The sequence below is a fragment of the Streptomyces sp. NPDC101225 genome (assembly GCF_044767585.1).
In the GTDB taxonomy this organism is placed as follows: Bacteria; Actinomycetota; Actinomycetes; order Streptomycetales; family Streptomycetaceae; genus Streptomyces.
Window position 1 is genome coordinate 1 of the sequence record NZ_JBIWOE010000030.1, and the last position, 17,891, is coordinate 17,891.

Consider the following 17,891-nt stretch of genomic DNA (forward strand, 5'->3'; position numbering starts at 1 on the left):
GGGCCCGTTCTCTCATGCCCGCGACCGCACCCGAACCTCAGTCCAGACGACCACCCGCTGCCGCTCGAACAAGATCCGGTTTGCCACAACGCACTGAGTGTGCGGGGCGCTTGGGGGTGGCTGGTGGCTTACGTTCCGATCTTGAAGGGCAAAGCGGGCGAATTTCTTGCACTAGGACACGCCTCGCAGGAGGTCCAGGAGCAAATCCGCCCAGTAATGGAGGTCGTTCCGGACTTCGACCTCCGTGACTTGCTGGAGACCTTCTGCGACCACGCGATGGAACACGTCCCAAACGGCATGGTCCTCACGGTGGACTGTGGTGCGCTGCCTTTCGTCCGTGTACTGGAAGGAGACGTTGGCGGCCCCGTGCTGCGAGTCGGTGAGTCCCTCATACAGCGCGGGATCGCCATGAGACCGGTCTTCAGGTGCACTGACCCCGGCGACGCGCTGGTCGAGATAGCCAGGGTGGCCGAAGCGCACCAGAACGGAGCGTGTTTGCGACTCACCACGGCAGTGGATCTCAGCGACGTGCCCCACGACAACAGGCAGATGCGTGATCTGCTTCGAAGGGTCCGGCTGGCTCCGGAAGAGATTGACCTGCTGGTTGATGCCGGCCCAGTGCGCTCGACTCATGCGAGGAAGTTCTTGGTAGAAGGGGTCATCGGCGTCCTGAGCAGCATCGCCCGTTGGCCATGGCGAGCTGTTTGTGTGGCGGCCGGCGCCTTCCCCGTCAACCTCGCAGGCTTCCCACGAGGGGTGGCCACAGCCGTCGCGAGGGAAGACGCGAACCTCTGGCTAGAAGTCGCTGAGAGGTGGGGAGGACCACAGCCTGACTTCGGGGACTTCGGCGTGACGTACCCCCGCGTGCAGCCCAAGAGCCGTGGCACGCCCGACCCCAACATGCGCTATACGACGGGGACAGAGTGGCAGGTCTACGTGTATCCACGGCTGCGGACAGGCAACGACGACTTCTTTGTCCTCAGTCAGGACCTCGTCAGTTCAACCCACTGGCCGGCCACGGGAGCCTCAACGTCGTGGGGGGACGAGCGCCTTGCGGAGTGTGCCCAGCGACAGCGGCGCAAGGCGGGTGGAGGAACAGAATGGCGAGCTTGGGGGACGTCGCACCATCTGGCCGTGGTCACGAATCATCTGGCAACTGTGGGCCGTCCGTAGTGCTTAGCCAGACTTGGTTGAGCGGGTACAGGCTGATCGATCAGGGCTGCCGCGGAGCCGAGTGCACAGGGGCCGACCACAACATATCTGTGCATCGGCGTGTCACTCCCAGAGGTCAGGTGGCAAGATCTCTGTATGGCTCTCGACCCTCTGACTGAAGGCGCAACGGTCCTGCTGAGCGGGGGAATAGACAGCGCGACGGTGCTAGCGACTCTGCTAGACCAGACTATTGCAGCAGACTGCCTCTTTGTTGATTATGGCCAATCCGCCATAGGGGAAGAGCGTCGCGCCAGCGCTGCCATTGCAGAGTTCTACGGATGTTCGTGGAGTGTCGTAACGGTAACCGGAATTTCTGTTGGGCTGCATGAAATTCGCGGGCGGAACGATTTCTTGGTAGCGTTGGGAATGGCTTATAGTGAGCGTCGATTTGTAGCCGTTGGGACACATGCGGGAATTCCCTATAAAGATTGCTCGCGGTCACATCACGAAGCTTGGCAGCAACTGATTGACACGCAATATGATGGAGTGCGGCGCTTCGTGGCACCGCTTCAGAATCTCACTAAGATGCAAGTTTGGAAGACGGCTGTCGACCTTCGGGTCCCACTTACATTGACGTACAGTTGCGAAATTGCGAACGGGCCATGCGGTGCGTGCCCATCTTGCGAAGATAGGGGGAGGCTTCTAAATGTGGGCTCGTAGTCAGGAAGTAGTGCTCGCAAGCGGGGCTATCAAGAAAACTCCGTGGATGGTGCCGAGTCTCTCTAGCCGTGGATTTGATATTCGCCAGGATGGATTGTCGGAAGTCGCAGCGTGGCTACCTGCCGTTCAGGATCAACTTACGGACTCCCTGCTCGTTTCAGCCTATGACTTGCACTATGGCTTGCTCCCAGACGTGCACGATTTCCTCACAGGGAACCACTGGCAAACTCTCTACGCCACCCCCGAGGTGCTAATTGTAGATAGCGGCGGATACGAACTCGGAACTTCTTGGGATGGATCCGAGGTGCGCCGAGGGGAACGGCAACCTAACGCTTTTAGTAGGACTGCTTACGTTGCTGTGGTAGAGCGGTTGCCGACGGATCAGAACATTGTTCTTGTAACTTGGGATCATGTCGCAACAGCAAGTGATCGACTTAGCTACAAAGAGCAGATCGAGGCAGCGTCTGTTCTTAAGCGCGACAACCCAAGAGTTCTGATTGATTGTCTCGTGAAGCCTCAGGAAGGGGAGCTTTATGTGAATGTTGACGCCCTTGCGCCTGAGATGAACGGGCTGCGCAGTGTCGATTTTATTGGGCTAACCGAAAAGGAGCTAGGTGATACATTGTTTGATCGAGCGCTCACTTTGGCTCGATTGAGAGCGGCGCTAGATTCCCGCGATATTAGCGCCCCTATACATGTCTTTGGTGCTCTGGATCCACTTTTCATGCGCCTTTATTTTGATTGCGGGGCGGAGATTTTCGATGGCCTGACATGGCTGCGTTATGGGTTGGCAGGTGGACGGTCGGTTTATCGAGAAGTAAGTTCACTACTAGATGGGGATGTTCATTACAGCGAACCAATTCGTAGAGCTCGGCAGCAGGCAGAATATCTGAGAGGGTTGCGCGCTCTCCAGAACGAGCTGCGTTCCTCCCTTGAATCGAAGCCAGCCCAGGGCGGCGTTCCAGTGAGCGCTGAGACAGTGAGCACGGTAATTCAAAATGTACTGAGCAAATTTGCGTGAGGTGAGACATGGGCGGTGGATCGGGCGGATGGGGAGAGGCATATGATGCCGAACTCGCACGTCAGCAGAGGGAGAGCGCGGTCGAGAAGGAGAGGCGACTCTCTGAGATCAACGATTTCCTGGCCGAGCAGCTGACTGCATACAACGATCGTGACACGAGTGGAGTTCAAAGCCGACTGGATCAAATCTCCCAATTGCTTAGTGATGTCATTGACGGCGGCATCGACAGAATGCTTTTTGGGGGAAGCGTTGCGAAGCATACCTATGTCGACGGATTGAGCGACGTCGACGCATTGGTAGTCGTGCGCAGTGCGGGAGCTAACTCCCCTGCAGAGCTATTGAATTCTTTTGCTGAAACCCTAAGGGCTCGACTTCCGGGGAGTTCTCTAGCCGAGGTCTCCGCCGGAACGTTAGCAGTAACCGTTCGATACGCCGATGGCTTGGAGGTGCAGCTGCTTCCTGCGGTCGAACGAGGGGGGCGGCTCGCAATTGCTTCAGGGAATGGTCAGACCTGGCAGCAGATTCGGCCTCGTAAGTTCGCCGAAAAGCTAACTGAAGTCAACAAAAATAATTCAGGCGGCGTCGTTCCTGCCATCAAGCTTGCAAAGAGCCTTCTTGAGAAGCAACTGCCTTCGACAATGAAACTGGGCGGGTACCATCTTGAAGCCATCGCTGTAGATGCATTCAGGAGCTACCACGGCTCCAAGAGTCGTGAAGCGATGTTGGATCATCTGGTCCGACATGCATCTACCGCCGTACTCAATCCTACGGGAGATATTACCGGGCAGTCTGTCCATGTTGACTCCGATCTGGGGGCTGCGAACTCCAGTAGTCGTCAAAGACTTGCAGCGGCTCTGCGAAGGATTTCAACCAAGTTGGAAAGCGGAACGATCGGCGAATATAGGGAAATGTTCAGTGACTAGCGGCTCAGGCCCGGCGCTCTCTCCCGAAGAGCTCGCAAAAAGAGAAATCGATCGCCAGCGTCGACTTGTAGACCAAATGGCGACTTCCCATTCATCACTCCGGGATCGTTATCATCGTATCTCGACTGTCGTGACATGCACGCTTTTGGCGTCCTCGGTGGTTGCTACTGCCTTCGCTTTCGCCAGTGGTGATTCCGTGTACTCCATTTTCGGAGTAAAGGCACTGCGGTCCACTTGGCTGGGCTGGTTCGCGGTGTTGACTTTCAGTATGACATTGGTCGATATGGTTGTCGATTGGCGCGGCAATGCTCAGAGTCATGGTGATGCCGTACGGCAACTTGCGGCGCTGAAAGCGGAATACCGTACGCCTCCGGCGTCAGGCGATGAGGTTGCCGAAAAGGATCGGCTGAGCCAGCGGTACCAGGCTGTAATGGATGCGCTACCTCCCATTCCGGAAGGGCATTTTCTTGCCCTTAAGGCAAGACACCTGAGGAAAGTGGAGATCAGTAAGATCCTCTCTCAGAATCCTGGAATGACGCCGAGGCGAGCGCGTCGTGAATTGGGCAGAAGGTTTTCATCATGACGATCTAGTTCGGATAGGTGCGTTGGTGATTTCAGCGTGATTGGACTGCCGAGACGGATCGGACCATGCGTGCCGATCGTCGTGGTACACGACTCGTACGGCGCCGCGACTCCGTTCTGGTATGCAGAGCTTCTGACCGCAGGTTGTTCGTGAGGCCAGTGTGGAGAATGGTTTCGCCAAGCCAACCGGAAGACACTTTTGGCTCCTGCAGCAAACAGGCGTCGGCGCTGCCGACTAGCTGTAACACCCAGGTGCCCCAGGGTGTTACAGCTCCTGCGGCTGCGTCGGATCTGCGAGCGACCCTGGAGTCTTTCGAGAGTAGTAGTCGCGTCGGTGAGCGGACACGCCGGACAGACGGACTCCTGGCTGTCCGGCGCGTTTGTCCAGGTAGATGTCGCAACCGGACAGCCGGACAGCCGGGACACGAAACCCACACGACTTCGCATGGGAAGCTGGAACACGACGTGTCAGAAGGAGGAAAGCGTGCCGACCCCCAGTCCACGCGGGACGTATCAGGTGGTCTCTCAAACATTGCGCGACCGGATCGCTGCTGGGGACTACGTGCACGGGCTGCCGTCCGAGGCTGAGATCGGGCGAGAGTTCGGGGTGGCCCGTACGACGGTGAGGCGCGCTCTTCGGACCCTCGAAGAATCGGGGGACATCAAGACCGTCGCCGGCGTCGGCCGCAGTGTTGCCGGGGGTGTCGAGGCCGCGCCGTACGAACGGATCATGGCGGACCTGTTGGAGCAGATCCGGAAAGGTGACTTGCCTGCCGGCACGCGTCTTCCGAGTGAAGCGGCCCTGGTTGAGAAGTACGGGGTGTCTCGCGGCACCGTCCGCCGTGCCGTGCGCGAGCTGGAGACGGCCGGCCACGTCGAAGCGCGTCACGGGATCGGCCGGTTCGTTAGTTCTCCCTCCTGAACTCTCGATTGTCTCGGAGGCATTGGAAGATGCAGCTGGCCAAGTGGGCCCATGACCTTGCTGAGTCGCTCTTGGCCGACAGCTTGCCGCGGAGGTGGGATCACTCTCAGGGGGTCTATTCCCAGGCTCTGGCTTTGGCGCCGACGTTGGGTAAAGAGGATGCAGAGCTGTTGGCGGCCGCTGCCATTGCCCATGACGTTGGTTATGCCCGGGTTGCCGTGGACACCGGGCAACACATGATCGACGGGGCGCGATACCTACGCGACGTCGCTGGGGCAGACCCTCGGCTCTGCAGCATCGTGGCCTTCCACACCTCCTCCTCCTGGGAGGCGTCCGAACTCGGGCTGGAGGATGCGCTCAACGAGTTCGGGCCGGCGGAACCTCAGCTGGTGGACGCCATCACCTATTGCGACTTGACCAGTAATCCGGCCGGAGACCTGGTGGACCCTGTCGAGCGGCTCACAGAAGTCCTGGAGCGGTACGGTCCCGAGCACGTCGTGTTCCGGGCGGTATCCGCTGCCCGGCCCGAACTCATCGCGAGGGTGGCGCGGGTGCGGCAGCGTGCCGAGGCAGCGGGGGCGAAGGTCAGCTGATCAGAGGGACCTCGGAGTCACGGAAGCCCTGTTCGAGACGTCGGCGCGTAGTCGGCGAGATGTCGAGAGAGTCCAGCTCCGCCCTGGCGACCCACCGAACCGCGAAGGACTCTGAACTGACCTTGATCTCGCCGCTGACCGGGCGAGCCCGGAAGCAGAGCGAGAACTCCTGGCGTACCTCGCCGTCGGCAAAGGCGATGACGTGTCCGGGGTCGGTGAAGACTCCCACCAGGCCGATCACTTCGACCTGAATCCCTGTTTCCTCCAGGACCTCCCGGACGACGGTCCCGGCGATGTTCTCCCCGACCTCCTGAACGCCTCCTGGCATGCCCCAGCGACCGTTGTCCGAACGTCGCTCAAGAAGCACTTCACCAGCGTCGTTCACGACGAACGCGGTGACCGCCGGCACGATGCTGTTGGCCTTGGGCGCGGCGGGATCGTTGAAGTAGTCGGTACGGCGACTCATGAGGACCCTTCGATGGGGACAGCTTCCGACCACACCTTCTCGAAGCTCATCTGATACGTCGAGACCAACTCGGCGCCGGCGACGCGACGAAGGTGCAGCACCGGGGCCAAGGGCGCGCTCACCCCGTACACCTGCGTGTTGACCAACCACTCGTCATCGGAGCGATAGAGCGAGTTGTGAAGAGTGGACCTGTGCATGCGGAACTCGATGCCCGGAACCGAGTACAGCGGCCGGTAGAGCTTCATCACCTCCCGCACCTTGAACGCGACGCCCTCGCCGATCTCCTCTTCTTCGCCGCGTCGCTGGATCTCTGGACTCTCGGGATCGCCTAGCAGGATGCGGGCGCGTACGCCGGATGACGCCTTGAGTCGAAGTAGTTGGGGCCACCGAGGGTTCTCGGCCAGGAACACGCCCGCGTGGACGAGCACGCCGATTTCTCGCTCTGCCCGGCCGAAGAGCTGCAACCAAAGTTCCGGTGGGACGTACGACCGGTGTGGGTACACCTTCAGGACTTCAGCGTCGGCCGCGTCCTGGCGCTGGCCATCAGGAAGACCGTCCGGCCAGAAGTACGTCTCGTCTTCCCGTAGCAGTGCGGCGATGGCCAGACGGTGCCGGCGGTACGGCGCGCGCGCCTGAGTGATCCAGCGCTCGACGGTCTTCGGGTCCACCCCGATGTGGGTCGCCATGGCGTCGACCGTGATGCCGTGCGTGAGCATCGACGATCGTAGGCGCTCGTTCGCCACACCAACTCCCAGGGACGTCTAGGGACCTACACGACCCTCCGAACGCTAACGAGGACGTCCCAACTCGTCCAGGGACGTGGTCACTTCGTCCCGCCCTCTCGCGGCAACCTGATGGCACGTCGCAGAGCGATCCGACAACAGCGAAGAACTTGACAGCCGTAATAGGACGCGCCACTGTGAGATACACGTTCAAGCATGTATCGCAACGGTGAACGGGACAGCCGTGGCTGTCCTGAGCTGCACGACCACTGCCCGGCAGCGGGACTCCCCAGCAAGGTCGCCCGCCGCCGCGGTCCTCCCTGTTCCCTCGACTCAGGAGAACGTCCATGCGCACGTACATCGGCCGTCAACAGGCTGTCTCCGCTGAGGACTTCGTGGAATTGGCCCTCGGTACGCCCGTTGAGCTGTGGCTCGGGGCCGAGGGCGAGACGGATGAAGAGCGCGCAGCCCGCCTGGATGCGGCGCGCGACATCCTCGCCGACCCCGAGTACTGCAGCCTTCCGGACGACGTGGCCCGCATCGCCGCCGAGGTGATCGAGACGCACGCCCCGGAGCTCTTCAACGTCGTCCCGCTGGCACGCCCGACCAGGCGCCGCGGGTTCTCCCGGAAGGGGGCGGCGGCATGACGACCGCAACCGAGACGGCACGGCCGGCGGTGCCCCCGCTGACGAAGCCGGAGACGGGCCTTGCCGGACTGGGCGCGCTGACCGCGGCCGGGGTCGGCGCCCTGGGACTGATCGCGTCCTTCGACGCGGTTTCCTCTGCTGCCACCCGCTGGGGCTTCGGCGCCCCCTGGATGCTGCCGGTCGGCATCGACATGGCCATCCCGGTGTTCACCGTGGCCAACCTGCTGCTGATCCGGATGGACATGGCCTTGGCGTGGGTGCGCTTCGTCCCCTGGGCACTGACGCTGGTCACCTGCGGGTTGAACGTCGCCGCCGGACACTCGCTGTGGGCCCAGGTCGCGCACGGCACGATGCCCTTGCTGTGGGTGGTGTTCGCCGAGATCGGCGCTCACGTCTACGCCGTTCGTATCGGTGCTGCCACCGGCCGGCGGATGGAGAAGGTGCGGTTCTCCCGCTGGGTGCTGGCCCCGGTGTCGACCTTCGCCCTGTGGCGGCGGATGACGTTGTGGGAGATCACCTCATACCCCGAGGCGCTGAAGCGCGAGCGTGAGCGGCAGTTGGCCCGCGCACGGCTGCGTGAGCGGCACGGACGTCGGTGGCGGTCGCAGACGCCGCTCCCGGAACGCGTCCTGTTGAAGCTGGGTGAACTGGCCCCGGCCAGTGAGGACGTGCCGCTCGCGCCGCCGCAGCCGCCGACCGAGCCGAAGCCGGAGGCACCCAAGACGCCGCGCAAGCGGCCGGCCAGTGCCAAGAACAAGGCCAAGACCGCCAAGGCGCCCCGAACCACGGCGGAACTGCTCACCGAAGCGCGCGAGGCCACAGCCGACTGGGCCGATGACGCAATCAACGCGGAAGCCATCCGAACCACCCTGCACTGCTCAGCCGCCAACTCCCGCTTGCTGCGTGACCAGTTGCTCAGCGACCGGGCCGAGGGGCGCCGCCTGCACTCCGTCGACGCCGACGACGAGACCGAGGGGGCGGCGGCATGAGCACTCTGCTGACCATGCTTGCCGCGGCGGCTCCGGTCGCCTCCGGCTGGGCGGCGCACACGCTGTGGCTGCGGCGGCGCCTGAACGTCGCCCGCCGTGACCCGCTCACTGGATTGCGGACGCGCGAGGCGTTCACCCGCCGTGCCACCGCCCTGCTGAGGGACCCGCGCGCGGTTGTGGTCCTGGCCGACGTCGACCACTTCAAGCACATCAACGACACCTTCGGCCATGCGGCCGGCGACACGCTTCTGAAGGCCACCGCGGACCGGCTCGCCCACCACGTCGGCCGCTCCGGTGTGGCCGGGCGTCTCGGGGGCGATGAGTTCGCTGCCGTCCTGATCGACGACCACGGCACCGCGGCCGATCTGCTCACCGTGCTGCACGGGGTGCTCGCCCGCCAGGTCGACGGCCAGGACCCGGCCGTACGCACAACGGTCTCGCTGGGCTGGGTACGGGCAGCGGACTTCCCCGGCGATGACCTGTCCCGACTGCTGCGGCGGGCCGATGAGGCGATGTACGCGGCCAAGCAGGCGCGCGCCGGGGCTCACCGGGCGGGGCTGGGACGCCTGTTCGCCACGGTCACCGGACGGCGCGCCGGACGTGCCGGCGCACGGAGTGCTGCCCCGGCCGGGGGAGTGGCCGCGTGATGTCCGCCTACGCCAAGTGCTTTGACCCGTCCGGCGCCCGGTTCGGAGTCCCCACCTTCCCGTGGCGATTCGCCCCGGACGGCTACGCCACCCGCCGACAGCTGCGTGCGGCCGGACTTCGGCCCGGCGGACAGCCGGTCGCCGCTCAGGTCATGCGCCACCAGCGGGGCCGCAAGTCCGGAGTGCAGGTGGCCTATCTCTACTGCGTCGACCGCGCGAAGCCAGTGCGGCCGATGACCTCCCGCAAGTGGGGCGCGCTCGCGCTGGCGATGCTCGCTCGCCGCACCTGCTCCAAGTGCCAGATCACGTACAGCTACTGCATCCCGACATCACTCGGGATGTGCGTCCTCTGCGCCTACCCCGAGGAACAGCGCGCCGCCTGAACAACCAGTGCGGGGCCCGGTCTCAACCGACCAAAGCAGCGGCCGGGCCCCGACCTCCCTCCCGAGAGAAGGAAGCCTCAGTGAAGCACCCCGACGACGACAACGAACTCTTCAACCGACTGGAAGCCGAGATGACCGCCGATCCCGGCGGGGAAGTAGTCGACCTCGACAAGGCGCGGTCGGCCCGCACCGAGTCGGCCGACCCGAGCACCCGACCCGGCGCCGACCAGTCGGCCGACTCCAGCGACGACCGGTCGGATGCGAAGTCCGCCGACCCGAGTGTGCGCGTGACGGTCGACCAGCCGACCCAGAAGTCGACCGGTCCGGGCTACCTCGGTCGGCTCGCGGCCGCCAAGCGCCGGGACGTAATCCCGGTCTGGCTGCGCTCGCTCACCGAACTCAAGACGGCGTCGGCATGGGTGGCCCGCCACTACGCCCACACGGCCGGGTACCACGCGCTTCGTGCCCCGGTCTACGCCGCTCGCCTCACCCTCCAAGCGCCCACCGGCACGGCACGGTTCGTGGGCGGCACCATGCGCTGGATGGCCGACCGCGAGGGCGAGCCGGTCCGCCTCGCCGCAGTTCGACGCGAGGATGCCGCCGAGTATCTGAAGCTGTCGCGGCAGCGCGACGGCCGCGTGCGGCTGCGCACCCTGGTGACGGTGCTCGCCCTGTTCGTCGGGCTTGGTGCGGCACTGGCCATCTACGTGCTCGCCCCCGACTGGCTGCAGGCGTTGTCGGTGAGCGCCGTGATCCTGGCGCTCGGCTCCGTCGGCCGCAAGGCGGACGCGCCGGTCATCCACAAGGCTGTGGATCTGCCCGACGCGCCCAAGCTCACCAGTGACATCGTGCTGCGGGCGCTGGGCGCACTGGGCATTCCGGCGATCAACCAGGCGCAGGCAAAGGGTCGGGACGGCTTCGCCTTCACCGCCCCCATCACCCGCGACGGGCCCGGCTGGCGCGCGGAGGGTGATCTCCCGTACGGCGTGACGGTCACGGACGTGATGGACCGCCGTGAGCGGCTCGCCTCGGGGCTGCGCCGCCCGCTGGGCTGCGTGTGGCCGGAGGCGGTGCCGGACGAGCACACCGGCCGCCTGGTGCTGTGGGTGGGTGATCAGGACATGGCCAAGTCCTCCCGGCCCGCGTGGCCGCTGGCCAAGTCGGGTGTGGTGGACCTGTTCAAGCCCGCCGCGTTCGCCACCGACCAGCGCGGACGCTGGGTTGCGGTCACGCTCATGTACATCGCCGGGGTGATCGGCGCGATCCCGCGCATGGGCAAGACGTTCTTGCTGCGCCTGCTCATGCTGATCGCTGCCCTGGACCCGCGCGCTGAACTGCACACCTACGACATGAAGGGCACCGGCGACCTGGACCCGGTGGGAGACGCCGTCTCCTACCGTCACCGCGCCGGCGAGGACGAGGAGGACTTCGAGTACGCGCTCGCCGACATGCGCGAGGTCCGCGGTGAGCTGCGCCGGCGCGCGAAGGTGATCCGCTCTCTGCCCCGGGACGTGTGCCCGGAGTCCAAGGTGACCTCGGACCTGGCCAACAAGCCGTCGCTGGGGCTGCACCCGATCGTGATCGGCGTGGACGAGTGCCAGAAGTGGTTCGAACACCCCAAATACGGGGCGGAGTTCGAGGAGATCTGCACCGACCTGGTCAAGCGGGGCCCAGCCACCGGGATCGTGCTGCTGCTCGCCACACAGCGCCCGGACGCGAAGTCGCTGCCCACCGGGATCAGCGCGAACGCGTCGGCCCGCTGGTGCCTGAAGGTCATGGGCCAGCTGGAGAACGACATGGTCCTCGGCACGTCCTCCTACAAGCGCGGCGTGCGAGCCACGATGTTCGCCTGGGCCGACAAGGGCATCTGCTACTTCGTCGGCGAGGGCGCGGACGCCCGCATCGTCCGGTCCGCGTTCGTCGACGCGCTGGTCGCCGAGCGCATCGCCCTGCGGGCCCGCGCCGCCCGCGAAACCGCGGGCACACTCGCCGGATACGCCCTGGGACAGGAGCCGGAGGCGAGCGAGTCAGCCGGATACGACCTGCTCGCCGACATCCTCGCCGTCGTCCCGTCCGAGGAGCCCAAGGTGTGGTCCGAAACCGTCGTCGCCCGGCTCGCCGAACTGCGGCCGGAGGTCTACGGCGGCTGGGACGCCGAAGGACTCGCCGCCGCACTCAAGCCCTACGGCATCGCCACGGCGCAGGTGTGGGGCAAGACGGAGTCCGGGAAGGGCGCCAACCGGCGCGGCATTGAACGCGCCCGGATCACCACCGCTGTTGCGGAACGTGACGGAAAGCGGGACGCGGGCTGAGTGGATCTCACCGCTAGACCTAGCACCCCACCCCGCTAGGTCTAGCGGCACCGCTAGCACCCCATATCGCACCTGATCAGGCCGCTAGTGCCTAGCAGCCTCCCCCTCGCACACCCCAAAACCGGCCCAGGAGGCCCCAGATGACCCCTGTGCTCGTCGCTAGCGCCTTCCTTCTGTTCATCACCCTCGGTTACGCATCCCTGTGTGCGGCCTCGCCGTTCGGCAATTGCCGCAAGTGCCGCGGCATGGGCCACGCCCTCAAGCACGACCGCAAAGGCCGGTTGAAGCGCGGCAAGGACTGCCGCCGCTGCAAGGCGACCGGCAAGCGCATACGCGTCGGCCGCTGGCTCTACAACCGCTGGGCCCGCATCTACCGCGCCGGCACCAACACCCCCTGACCGTCCGCCCGAAGGAGTCCCGCCATGCGCAAGGCACTCGCGGCTGCCACCGCGACCATCGCCGCCGTTCTGGCCCTGGGCGCGTGCAGCCCCGACTACGCCCCTGGGCCGGCCGGGACTGTGAACGACCGGAGCGCCGCCTACTTCAAGTCCGGCGGCTGGCGCTACCGGCTCACCGTCACCACCACCGACGGTCAGCGCCATCGCTTCCGCGTCACCCGCGACGACTATCGGCACTGCTTCCACGGCTCCGCCTACCCCACCTGCACCCACCACTGACCCCGGAAGGAATCCGATGGTCCTGAACATCTCCGCCGTGCTGCTGTTCGGCGCCGCATCCGTCCTCGCCGTCAAGACCAAGTCCGCCGGGGGCGGCGCCGCCCTGGTGCTGTTCCTGTTCGGCTTCTTCGTCGCCGGGACCGGCGCATACGAGCCCATCCACAACCTCGTACAGGCGTCAGCCGACGCTCTGTCCGCCCTCGGCAAGTGACGGGAGACAGCCTCATGAACGAACCCATCGTCGCGCGCCACTGGCTCGCCGCCTCCGCGCCCAAAGCAGCGCCCGCCCTCGCCACCACAACCGTGCTCGCGCTGGCTCGCATCTGGAATGCCAACGGCGCCGAACACTCCATCGGAAACGCCCTGTTGATGACCGTCCTGTCCGCCGGGGCCGCGGCTGCGGGAGCCTGCGCGAGCGTCGGCTACGCGGGAGACAGCACGATCGCCGGGACCGCGTTCGCCGCCTCCGGCGCCCTCGCCTTCGCCGGGGTGGCCGGCTACGCCGACGGGCTGCCGCTGCCACTGCTGCTGTGGACGCTGGCCACGGCCGGCGCCTACGGACTCGCCGCCCGCTACTGGCGCAAGGACCGTCGCGAAACGGTCGCGTATGAGCGCCACGTGAGCGAGCGACGCGAGGAACACGCCCACATCGAGCGCGTCGAGACCCTCCGCGCCACGACACAGATTGAGGTGGCCCGCACCGGCGCCGCCTACGCCGAACAGCTCGCCGCCGCCCTGGTCCACCGCGCCGCGCTGCCCAGCTTCGACCCTGCCGCCCTGGAACGCGCGGGCCTGCCCGCCCTCCCCGCCGTCGACACCGACAAGGAGCGCTGAGCCATGTTCGAGATCCGCGTCATCAGCAACCCCGCCGACACCGACCGCGTCACCACAGCACTGCGCGAGGCGTTCGCCACCGGCGCCGTGCGCCACTCCTACACCCGCGACCGCAAGCGACACATCGTGTACGTCACTGCCGACCACCGGCCCGAGCCGGTCGCGTGGCCGACACCGCAGCAGGCGTACGCACTCGCCCCGAGCATCATCAGCGAGATCGGCTGGACCGCCGACCGCGCCCGCCGGCACCTCAACGCCAGCGACGTCGACCGGGAGTACTGGCTGCGCAAAGCCGCCCTGCTGGACCGCATGGCCCTGGACGACGAGACCGCGCGCCTTCACACCGACGTGCCCGTCGTCGCCCTGGGCGCAGCGCTCCGCCTCCTGGAAATCGACTGCAGCGGCGACGGCCAGTACAGCGGTGACCCGTACTGGCCCGAACACCCCGCATCCGTCGCCGACCCGCGCGGCTACGTCCGCCAGGAATACGCCGCTTGGGCCAAGCACCAGTAGCAACGCCGCGGCGGCGGGACTCCCCAGCAAGGTCGCCCGCCGCCGCGGTTCTCCCTGCCCATCCGTAGACAGAACAGGAGAGCCCCAGAATGCCGCACCCCGACGGCTCTGCCCAGCTCGCCGCCGCGCTTGACGCAGCGTCGCGTGACTGGCGCGTCTTCCCCCTCATCCCCGGCGACAAGCGCCCGGCCGTCTCCAACTGGGAGACCCGCGCTACCGCCGACCCAGACCGCATCACCCGCGCCTGGTCTACCGCCGTCTTCAACGTCGGCATTGCCACCGGCCCTTCCGGCCTGGTGGTCATCGACCTGGACCGGCCCAAGCACCCCGGCGACACCCCGCCGGCCGCTTGGGCCGAGCACGGCGTCACCGACGGCGCCGACGTGCTCGCCGTACTCAGCGAGCGCCACGGCCAGCCCCTTCCCGCCGACACCTACACGGTGCGCACGTGGAGCGGCGGTACTCACCTGTACTACCTCGCGCCCGAGGGCGAACCCCTGCGCAACACCGCGGGGGACAGCGCCCGTGGGTTGGGCTGGAAGGTCGACACCCGCGCATGGGGCGGACTCGTGGTCGGCGCGGGGAGTACCTTCGCCGGACGCCCGTACGAGGTCATCCGGAACGTCCCCGTGGCGCCGCTGCCGGGCTGGCTCACCGATCTCCTGCGCCCGGCCCCGCTGCCCGCGCAGACGCCCGTCACGGTTGCTCTCACCGGCCATGGCCGACGCACCGCGTTCCTCCGCTCCGCCGTCAACGGGGAAGTGGAGCGAGTCAGCAACTCCGGTCCGCACGAGCACAACAACGCCTTGTACGTCGCCGCCGTCGCCCTTGGGCAGCTCGTTGCCGGAGGCGAGCTCAGTGAAGTCGACGTGAGCGGCTGGCTGTTGGCTGCCGCGCTTCAAGTTGGCCAGGGCGAGCGCGAGGCACGGCGCACCATCGCTTCCGGACTCCGGGCCGGAGCACGGCGCCCGAGGACGGTCGCGGCATGAGCGCCAACGCCATCCCGCCCCTGCACTTGTACTCCGTGCCCAGCGACCCCGAGACGCCCCCGCAGGTACCGCCGAAACGGGAGCGGCCAAGGACCGCATGGACAGCCGACCAGCTCATGGCCGCGCACTTCCCCGAGCCGAAATGGGCCGTGCCCGGCATCCTCGCCGAGGGGGTCAACGTGCTCGCCGGACCGCCCAAGGTCGGCAAGTCCTGGCTCTCCCTCGGACTCGCGCTGTCGGTCGCGGCCGGCAGCAATGCGTTCGACTCCGTACCCGTTGAGGGCGGGCCCGTGCTCTACCTCGCGCTGGAGGACACCCCGCGCCGGCTCCAGACCCGCATGGGCAAACTCCTCGGCGGCCAGCCGGCGCCCGCCGGGCTGACCCTGGTCACCGAGTGCCCGCCCTTCCCCCAGGGCGGCACCGAGGCCATCGCTCAGTGGCTGGAGCGCAACCCGGACGCGCGCATGGTCGTCATCGACGTGTTCGCCAAGATGCGCGGCCAGGCCCCGCAAGGGGTGTCCGCGTACGACGCGGACTATGTCGCCGTCGGCTACGCCAAGCGGCTCGCCGACCACTACGGCGTAGCCGTCGTCCTCGTCCACCACGTCCGCAAAGCAGGCTCCGAGGACTTCCTCACCGAGGTCTCCGGCACCAACGGCATCGCCGGAGCTGCTGACGCCACGCTCGTACTGAAGCGGGCCCGTGGGCAGGCAGACGGCATCCTGCACGTCACCGGACGCGATGTCGACGAAGCCGAGTACGCCCTCAGCTTTCAACCCGCCTCCGGTGCCTGGCACTTGCTGGACGGCCCGGTCACCGATCACACCGTCAGCGACACGCGCGCCACGATCCTGCGCTATGTCCGCGCTCACCCCGGAGCCAAGCCGAAGGACATGGCGGGCGAGTTGCCACAGGTCGACCTCGACACGATCCGGCGCACCTGCAACCGCATGGCCGACGTCGGCCAGCTCACTAAGGATCCCGGCGGCCGGTACTACCCAGACACCGACACCCGGACACAGGGAGCCCAGGAGGCGTCCGCACTGTCCGGCTGTCCGGTTACACCCTCTGGCCAGCACGAACACCCCGGACAGCTTCAAAAGGAGCTGTCCGGCCTGTCCGACTCCCTCACGGCTGACGAAAGTGGACGGAAGTGACCGTGGCCCGAGACGAGATGCTCAGCATCGACCAGGTCATCGCAGAGATCGGCGTCCCGCGAGCGACCTTCTACCGCTGGCGACAGCTCAGGAAGGGACCGAAGGCCATCAAGCTCCCCAACGGCTCAGTGCGTATTCGGCGATCAGAGCTAGAGCGTTGGATTAAGGCGCTGGAGGAAGCCGCGTGAACCATCGGAACAACTCGATGGGCGCCCGTGTAAGCGGGCGCCCATCTGCGATCGAGGAACTGACCCTGTCCACGGATGTGCGGGTTTGGAAGATCAACCGGGTGCGGAGCAAGAGGGCCCCATATCAGCTTCGTTGGGTCGTTGCGGGCAAGGTCAAATCCGCCAGTTTCGCTACGGTCACCCTCGCCGAGAGTCGCCGGTCCGACCTGTGGAAAGCGATGGTCAAGGGAGAGGCGTTCGACGTCGAGTCAGGGTTGCCGGAGTCTGAACTCAGGGCGGCTGCTGCACGGGAGAACGCTAAGCCCGATCCGTCATGGTGGGACTTCAGCCGGGAGTACATGGTCAGCCGGTGGCGTACATCTGCGGCCAAGACCCGAGAAGGGGTGGCGGATAGCCTCGCCACGGTGGCGCTCGCGATGATGGGCGATGGGAAGAGGGCACCGTCACTCGAAGAGGTCCGCTTGGCGATGCGGTGGGCTGTCGTGCCGGCGCATCAGGAAGAAGACCCACCCGACGGACTCGCCGCTGCCTGTACGTGGCTTCAGTACCGCTCACTGCGCCTGTCGGCGCTTACCGACCCTAAGGTCGTCCGGGACGTCCAGTACCGGCTCTCGTTCAAGCTGGACGACACTCCAGCGGCGGGTGAGACGTACAAGCGTCGCCGCCGCGGCTTTAACACCGCCATGGAGTACGCGATCGAGTGCGGCTACCTGGAGACGAACCCTCTTGCGGGTGTGAAGCGCCCAGGCTCTACCCGCGGTGACGTCGTAGACCCCCGTGTTTTGGTGAACACGGTGCAGGGAGCCCAGCTCCTCATGGCTTGCTCTTACGTCGGATCAGTGCACCGTAACCGGGGGCGTCGACTGGTCGCTTTCTTTGCCTGTCAGCTCTACGCAGCTATGCGTCCGGCTGAGGCGGTCGGCCTCCGGGAAAGCGACTGTTATCTGCCCGAGAAGGGCTGGGGCACCCTCACTCTCAAGGAGACTCGGCCGGTCTCCGGCAAGAAGTGGACGGACTCTGGGAAGCGGCACGATAAGCGCGGACTCAAGTCGCGCGAGGTCAAGGCCGACCGCCCGGTCCCCATTCCGCCACTGCTGGTCAGGATGCTTCGCGAGCACATCAGTGAATTTGGAACTGCTAAAGACGGCCGAGTCTTTGCCAACGAACGTGGCGAGGTGCTTGGTACTTCGAGCTACTGGCGGGTGTGGCAGGAAGCTCGACCCATTGCTCTCCCACCAGACAGGGTGGAATCTCCGCTCGCGCATCGGCCATACGACTTGCGCCACACCTGCATCACGAACTGGCTGAACGCCGGCGTCCCAGTAGCCGAGGTCGCTCGGCGCGCAGGCAATTCTCCAGAGATCATTCATCGCCGCTACGAGGGTTGCATCGATGGTCACGAGGAAGTCAACAACACGAAAATTGAGCAGGCTATGGGGTGGATAGACTGAAGT

23 protein-coding genes are annotated in these 17,891 nt (G+C 65.7%); 21 read left to right on the forward strand and 2 right to left on the reverse strand.

Going from position 1 to position 17,891, the window contains the following annotated elements:
* Nucleotides 1-123: 123 nt before the first annotated feature.
* The 7 genes from ACIRPX_RS32245 (at nucleotide 124) to ACIRPX_RS32275 (ending at nucleotide 5,913) form a co-directional block, all read left to right on the forward strand.
* Complete coding sequence (locus ACIRPX_RS32245) at nucleotides 124-1,173, forward strand: hypothetical protein (protein WP_404202052.1); 1,050 nt, start codon at nucleotides 124-126, stop codon at nucleotides 1,171-1,173.
* Nucleotides 1,174-1,308: 135 nt separating this feature from the next.
* Nucleotides 1,309-1,872 carry a 7-cyano-7-deazaguanine synthase gene (locus tag ACIRPX_RS32250; protein ID WP_404201865.1) on the forward strand — a complete coding sequence of 188 codons (564 nt, stop codon included), beginning with the start codon at nucleotides 1,309-1,311 and terminating at the stop codon, nucleotides 1,870-1,872.
* A gap of 46 nt (nucleotides 1,873-1,918) precedes the next feature.
* The gene (locus ACIRPX_RS32255) at nucleotides 1,919-2,893 is read left to right on the forward strand and encodes a hypothetical protein (protein WP_404201867.1); all 975 of its coding nucleotides are present in this window, start codon (nucleotides 1,919-1,921) and stop codon (nucleotides 2,891-2,893) included.
* 8 nt (nucleotides 2,894-2,901) lie between these two features.
* Nucleotides 2,902-3,816 (forward strand): CBASS oligonucleotide cyclase, encoded by a 915-nt coding sequence (locus ACIRPX_RS32260; RefSeq protein ID WP_404201869.1) that lies wholly within the window; start codon nucleotides 2,902-2,904, stop codon nucleotides 3,814-3,816.
* A 196-nt stretch (nucleotides 3,817-4,012) separates the two neighbouring features.
* A complete protein-coding gene (locus ACIRPX_RS32265) occupies nucleotides 4,013-4,399 on the forward strand; it encodes a hypothetical protein (protein WP_404201871.1) in 387 nt (128 codons plus the stop codon).
* Between the two features lie 483 nt (nucleotides 4,400-4,882).
* The gene (locus tag ACIRPX_RS32270) at nucleotides 4,883-5,320 is read left to right on the forward strand and encodes a GntR family transcriptional regulator (RefSeq protein WP_404201873.1); all 438 of its coding nucleotides are present in this window, start codon (nucleotides 4,883-4,885) and stop codon (nucleotides 5,318-5,320) included.
* Between the two features lie 29 nt (nucleotides 5,321-5,349).
* Nucleotides 5,350-5,913 (forward strand): HD domain-containing protein, encoded by a 564-nt coding sequence (locus ACIRPX_RS32275; protein ID WP_404201875.1) that lies wholly within the window; start codon nucleotides 5,350-5,352, stop codon nucleotides 5,911-5,913.
* On the opposite strand, the gene ACIRPX_RS32280 is transcribed toward ACIRPX_RS32275, so the two are convergent.
* Both ACIRPX_RS32280 and ACIRPX_RS32285 read right to left on the reverse strand, forming a co-directional pair.
* Nucleotides 5,906-6,379: an NUDIX domain-containing protein gene (locus ACIRPX_RS32280; protein WP_404201876.1), complete on the reverse strand. Its 474-nt coding sequence runs from the start codon at nucleotides 6,377-6,379 to the stop codon at nucleotides 5,906-5,908. The two genes, ACIRPX_RS32275 and ACIRPX_RS32280, sit on opposite strands and share 8 nt — an antisense overlap.
* On the reverse strand, nucleotides 6,376-7,122 hold the full coding sequence (locus ACIRPX_RS32285; RefSeq protein ID WP_393870108.1) for a helix-turn-helix domain-containing protein: 747 nt from the start codon (nucleotides 7,120-7,122) through the stop codon (nucleotides 6,376-6,378). Before ACIRPX_RS32285 ends, ACIRPX_RS32280 begins: the two co-directional genes overlap by 4 nt.
* Before the next feature lie 326 nt (nucleotides 7,123-7,448).
* Between ACIRPX_RS32285 and ACIRPX_RS32290 the strand changes: the two genes are divergently transcribed.
* From ACIRPX_RS32290 to ACIRPX_RS32355, 14 genes are all read left to right on the forward strand, one after another.
* Nucleotides 7,449-7,748 (forward strand): hypothetical protein, encoded by a 300-nt coding sequence (locus ACIRPX_RS32290; RefSeq protein WP_404201878.1) that lies wholly within the window; start codon nucleotides 7,449-7,451, stop codon nucleotides 7,746-7,748.
* The gene (locus tag ACIRPX_RS32295; protein WP_404201880.1) at nucleotides 7,745-8,737 is read left to right on the forward strand and encodes a DUF2637 domain-containing protein; all 993 of its coding nucleotides are present in this window, start codon (nucleotides 7,745-7,747) and stop codon (nucleotides 8,735-8,737) included. Before ACIRPX_RS32290 ends, ACIRPX_RS32295 begins: the two co-directional genes overlap by 4 nt.
* Entirely contained in the window at nucleotides 8,734-9,384 is a 651-nt protein-coding gene (locus ACIRPX_RS32300) for a GGDEF domain-containing protein (RefSeq protein WP_404201882.1), read from the forward strand. Before ACIRPX_RS32295 ends, ACIRPX_RS32300 begins: the two co-directional genes overlap by 4 nt.
* Entirely contained in the window at nucleotides 9,384-9,767 is a 384-nt protein-coding gene (locus ACIRPX_RS32305; RefSeq protein WP_404201884.1) for an RRQRL motif-containing zinc-binding protein, read from the forward strand. The genes ACIRPX_RS32300 and ACIRPX_RS32305 overlap by 1 nt, the downstream gene beginning before the upstream one ends.
* 80 nt (nucleotides 9,768-9,847) lie before the next feature.
* A complete protein-coding gene (locus ACIRPX_RS32310) occupies nucleotides 9,848-12,079 on the forward strand; it encodes a cell division protein FtsK (protein ID WP_404201886.1) in 2,232 nt (743 codons plus the stop codon).
* A gap of 140 nt (nucleotides 12,080-12,219) precedes the next feature.
* On the forward strand, nucleotides 12,220-12,477 hold the full coding sequence (locus ACIRPX_RS32315) for a hypothetical protein (protein ID WP_404201888.1): 258 nt from the start codon (nucleotides 12,220-12,222) through the stop codon (nucleotides 12,475-12,477).
* A 24-nt stretch (nucleotides 12,478-12,501) separates the two neighbouring features.
* Nucleotides 12,502-12,756 carry a hypothetical protein gene (locus tag ACIRPX_RS32320; protein ID WP_404201890.1) on the forward strand — a complete coding sequence of 85 codons (255 nt, stop codon included), beginning with the start codon at nucleotides 12,502-12,504 and terminating at the stop codon, nucleotides 12,754-12,756.
* A 16-nt stretch (nucleotides 12,757-12,772) separates the two neighbouring features.
* Nucleotides 12,773-12,967 carry a hypothetical protein gene (locus tag ACIRPX_RS32325; protein ID WP_393870116.1) on the forward strand — a complete coding sequence of 65 codons (195 nt, stop codon included), beginning with the start codon at nucleotides 12,773-12,775 and terminating at the stop codon, nucleotides 12,965-12,967.
* A gap of 14 nt (nucleotides 12,968-12,981) precedes the next feature.
* Entirely contained in the window at nucleotides 12,982-13,590 is a 609-nt protein-coding gene (locus ACIRPX_RS32330; protein ID WP_404201892.1) for a hypothetical protein, read from the forward strand.
* A gap of 3 nt (nucleotides 13,591-13,593) precedes the next feature.
* Entirely contained in the window at nucleotides 13,594-14,103 is a 510-nt protein-coding gene (locus tag ACIRPX_RS32335) for a hypothetical protein (RefSeq protein ID WP_404201894.1), read from the forward strand.
* Nucleotides 14,104-14,192: 89 nt separating this feature from the next.
* Complete coding sequence (locus tag ACIRPX_RS32340) at nucleotides 14,193-15,092, forward strand: bifunctional DNA primase/polymerase (protein WP_404201896.1); 900 nt, start codon at nucleotides 14,193-14,195, stop codon at nucleotides 15,090-15,092.
* Nucleotides 15,089-16,249, forward strand: coding sequence for an AAA family ATPase (locus ACIRPX_RS32345; protein WP_404201898.1), 1,161 nt, complete (start codon nucleotides 15,089-15,091; stop codon nucleotides 16,247-16,249). Before ACIRPX_RS32340 ends, ACIRPX_RS32345 begins: the two co-directional genes overlap by 4 nt.
* On the forward strand, nucleotides 16,246-16,437 hold the full coding sequence (locus ACIRPX_RS32350) for an AlpA family transcriptional regulator (protein WP_229840836.1): 192 nt from the start codon (nucleotides 16,246-16,248) through the stop codon (nucleotides 16,435-16,437). The genes ACIRPX_RS32345 and ACIRPX_RS32350 overlap by 4 nt, the downstream gene beginning before the upstream one ends.
* Nucleotides 16,434-17,888, forward strand: a complete 1,455-nt coding sequence (locus ACIRPX_RS32355) for a tyrosine-type recombinase/integrase (protein WP_404201900.1) — start codon at nucleotides 16,434-16,436, stop codon at nucleotides 17,886-17,888. Before ACIRPX_RS32350 ends, ACIRPX_RS32355 begins: the two co-directional genes overlap by 4 nt.
* The last annotated feature ends 3 nt before the right edge of the window (nucleotides 17,889-17,891 follow it).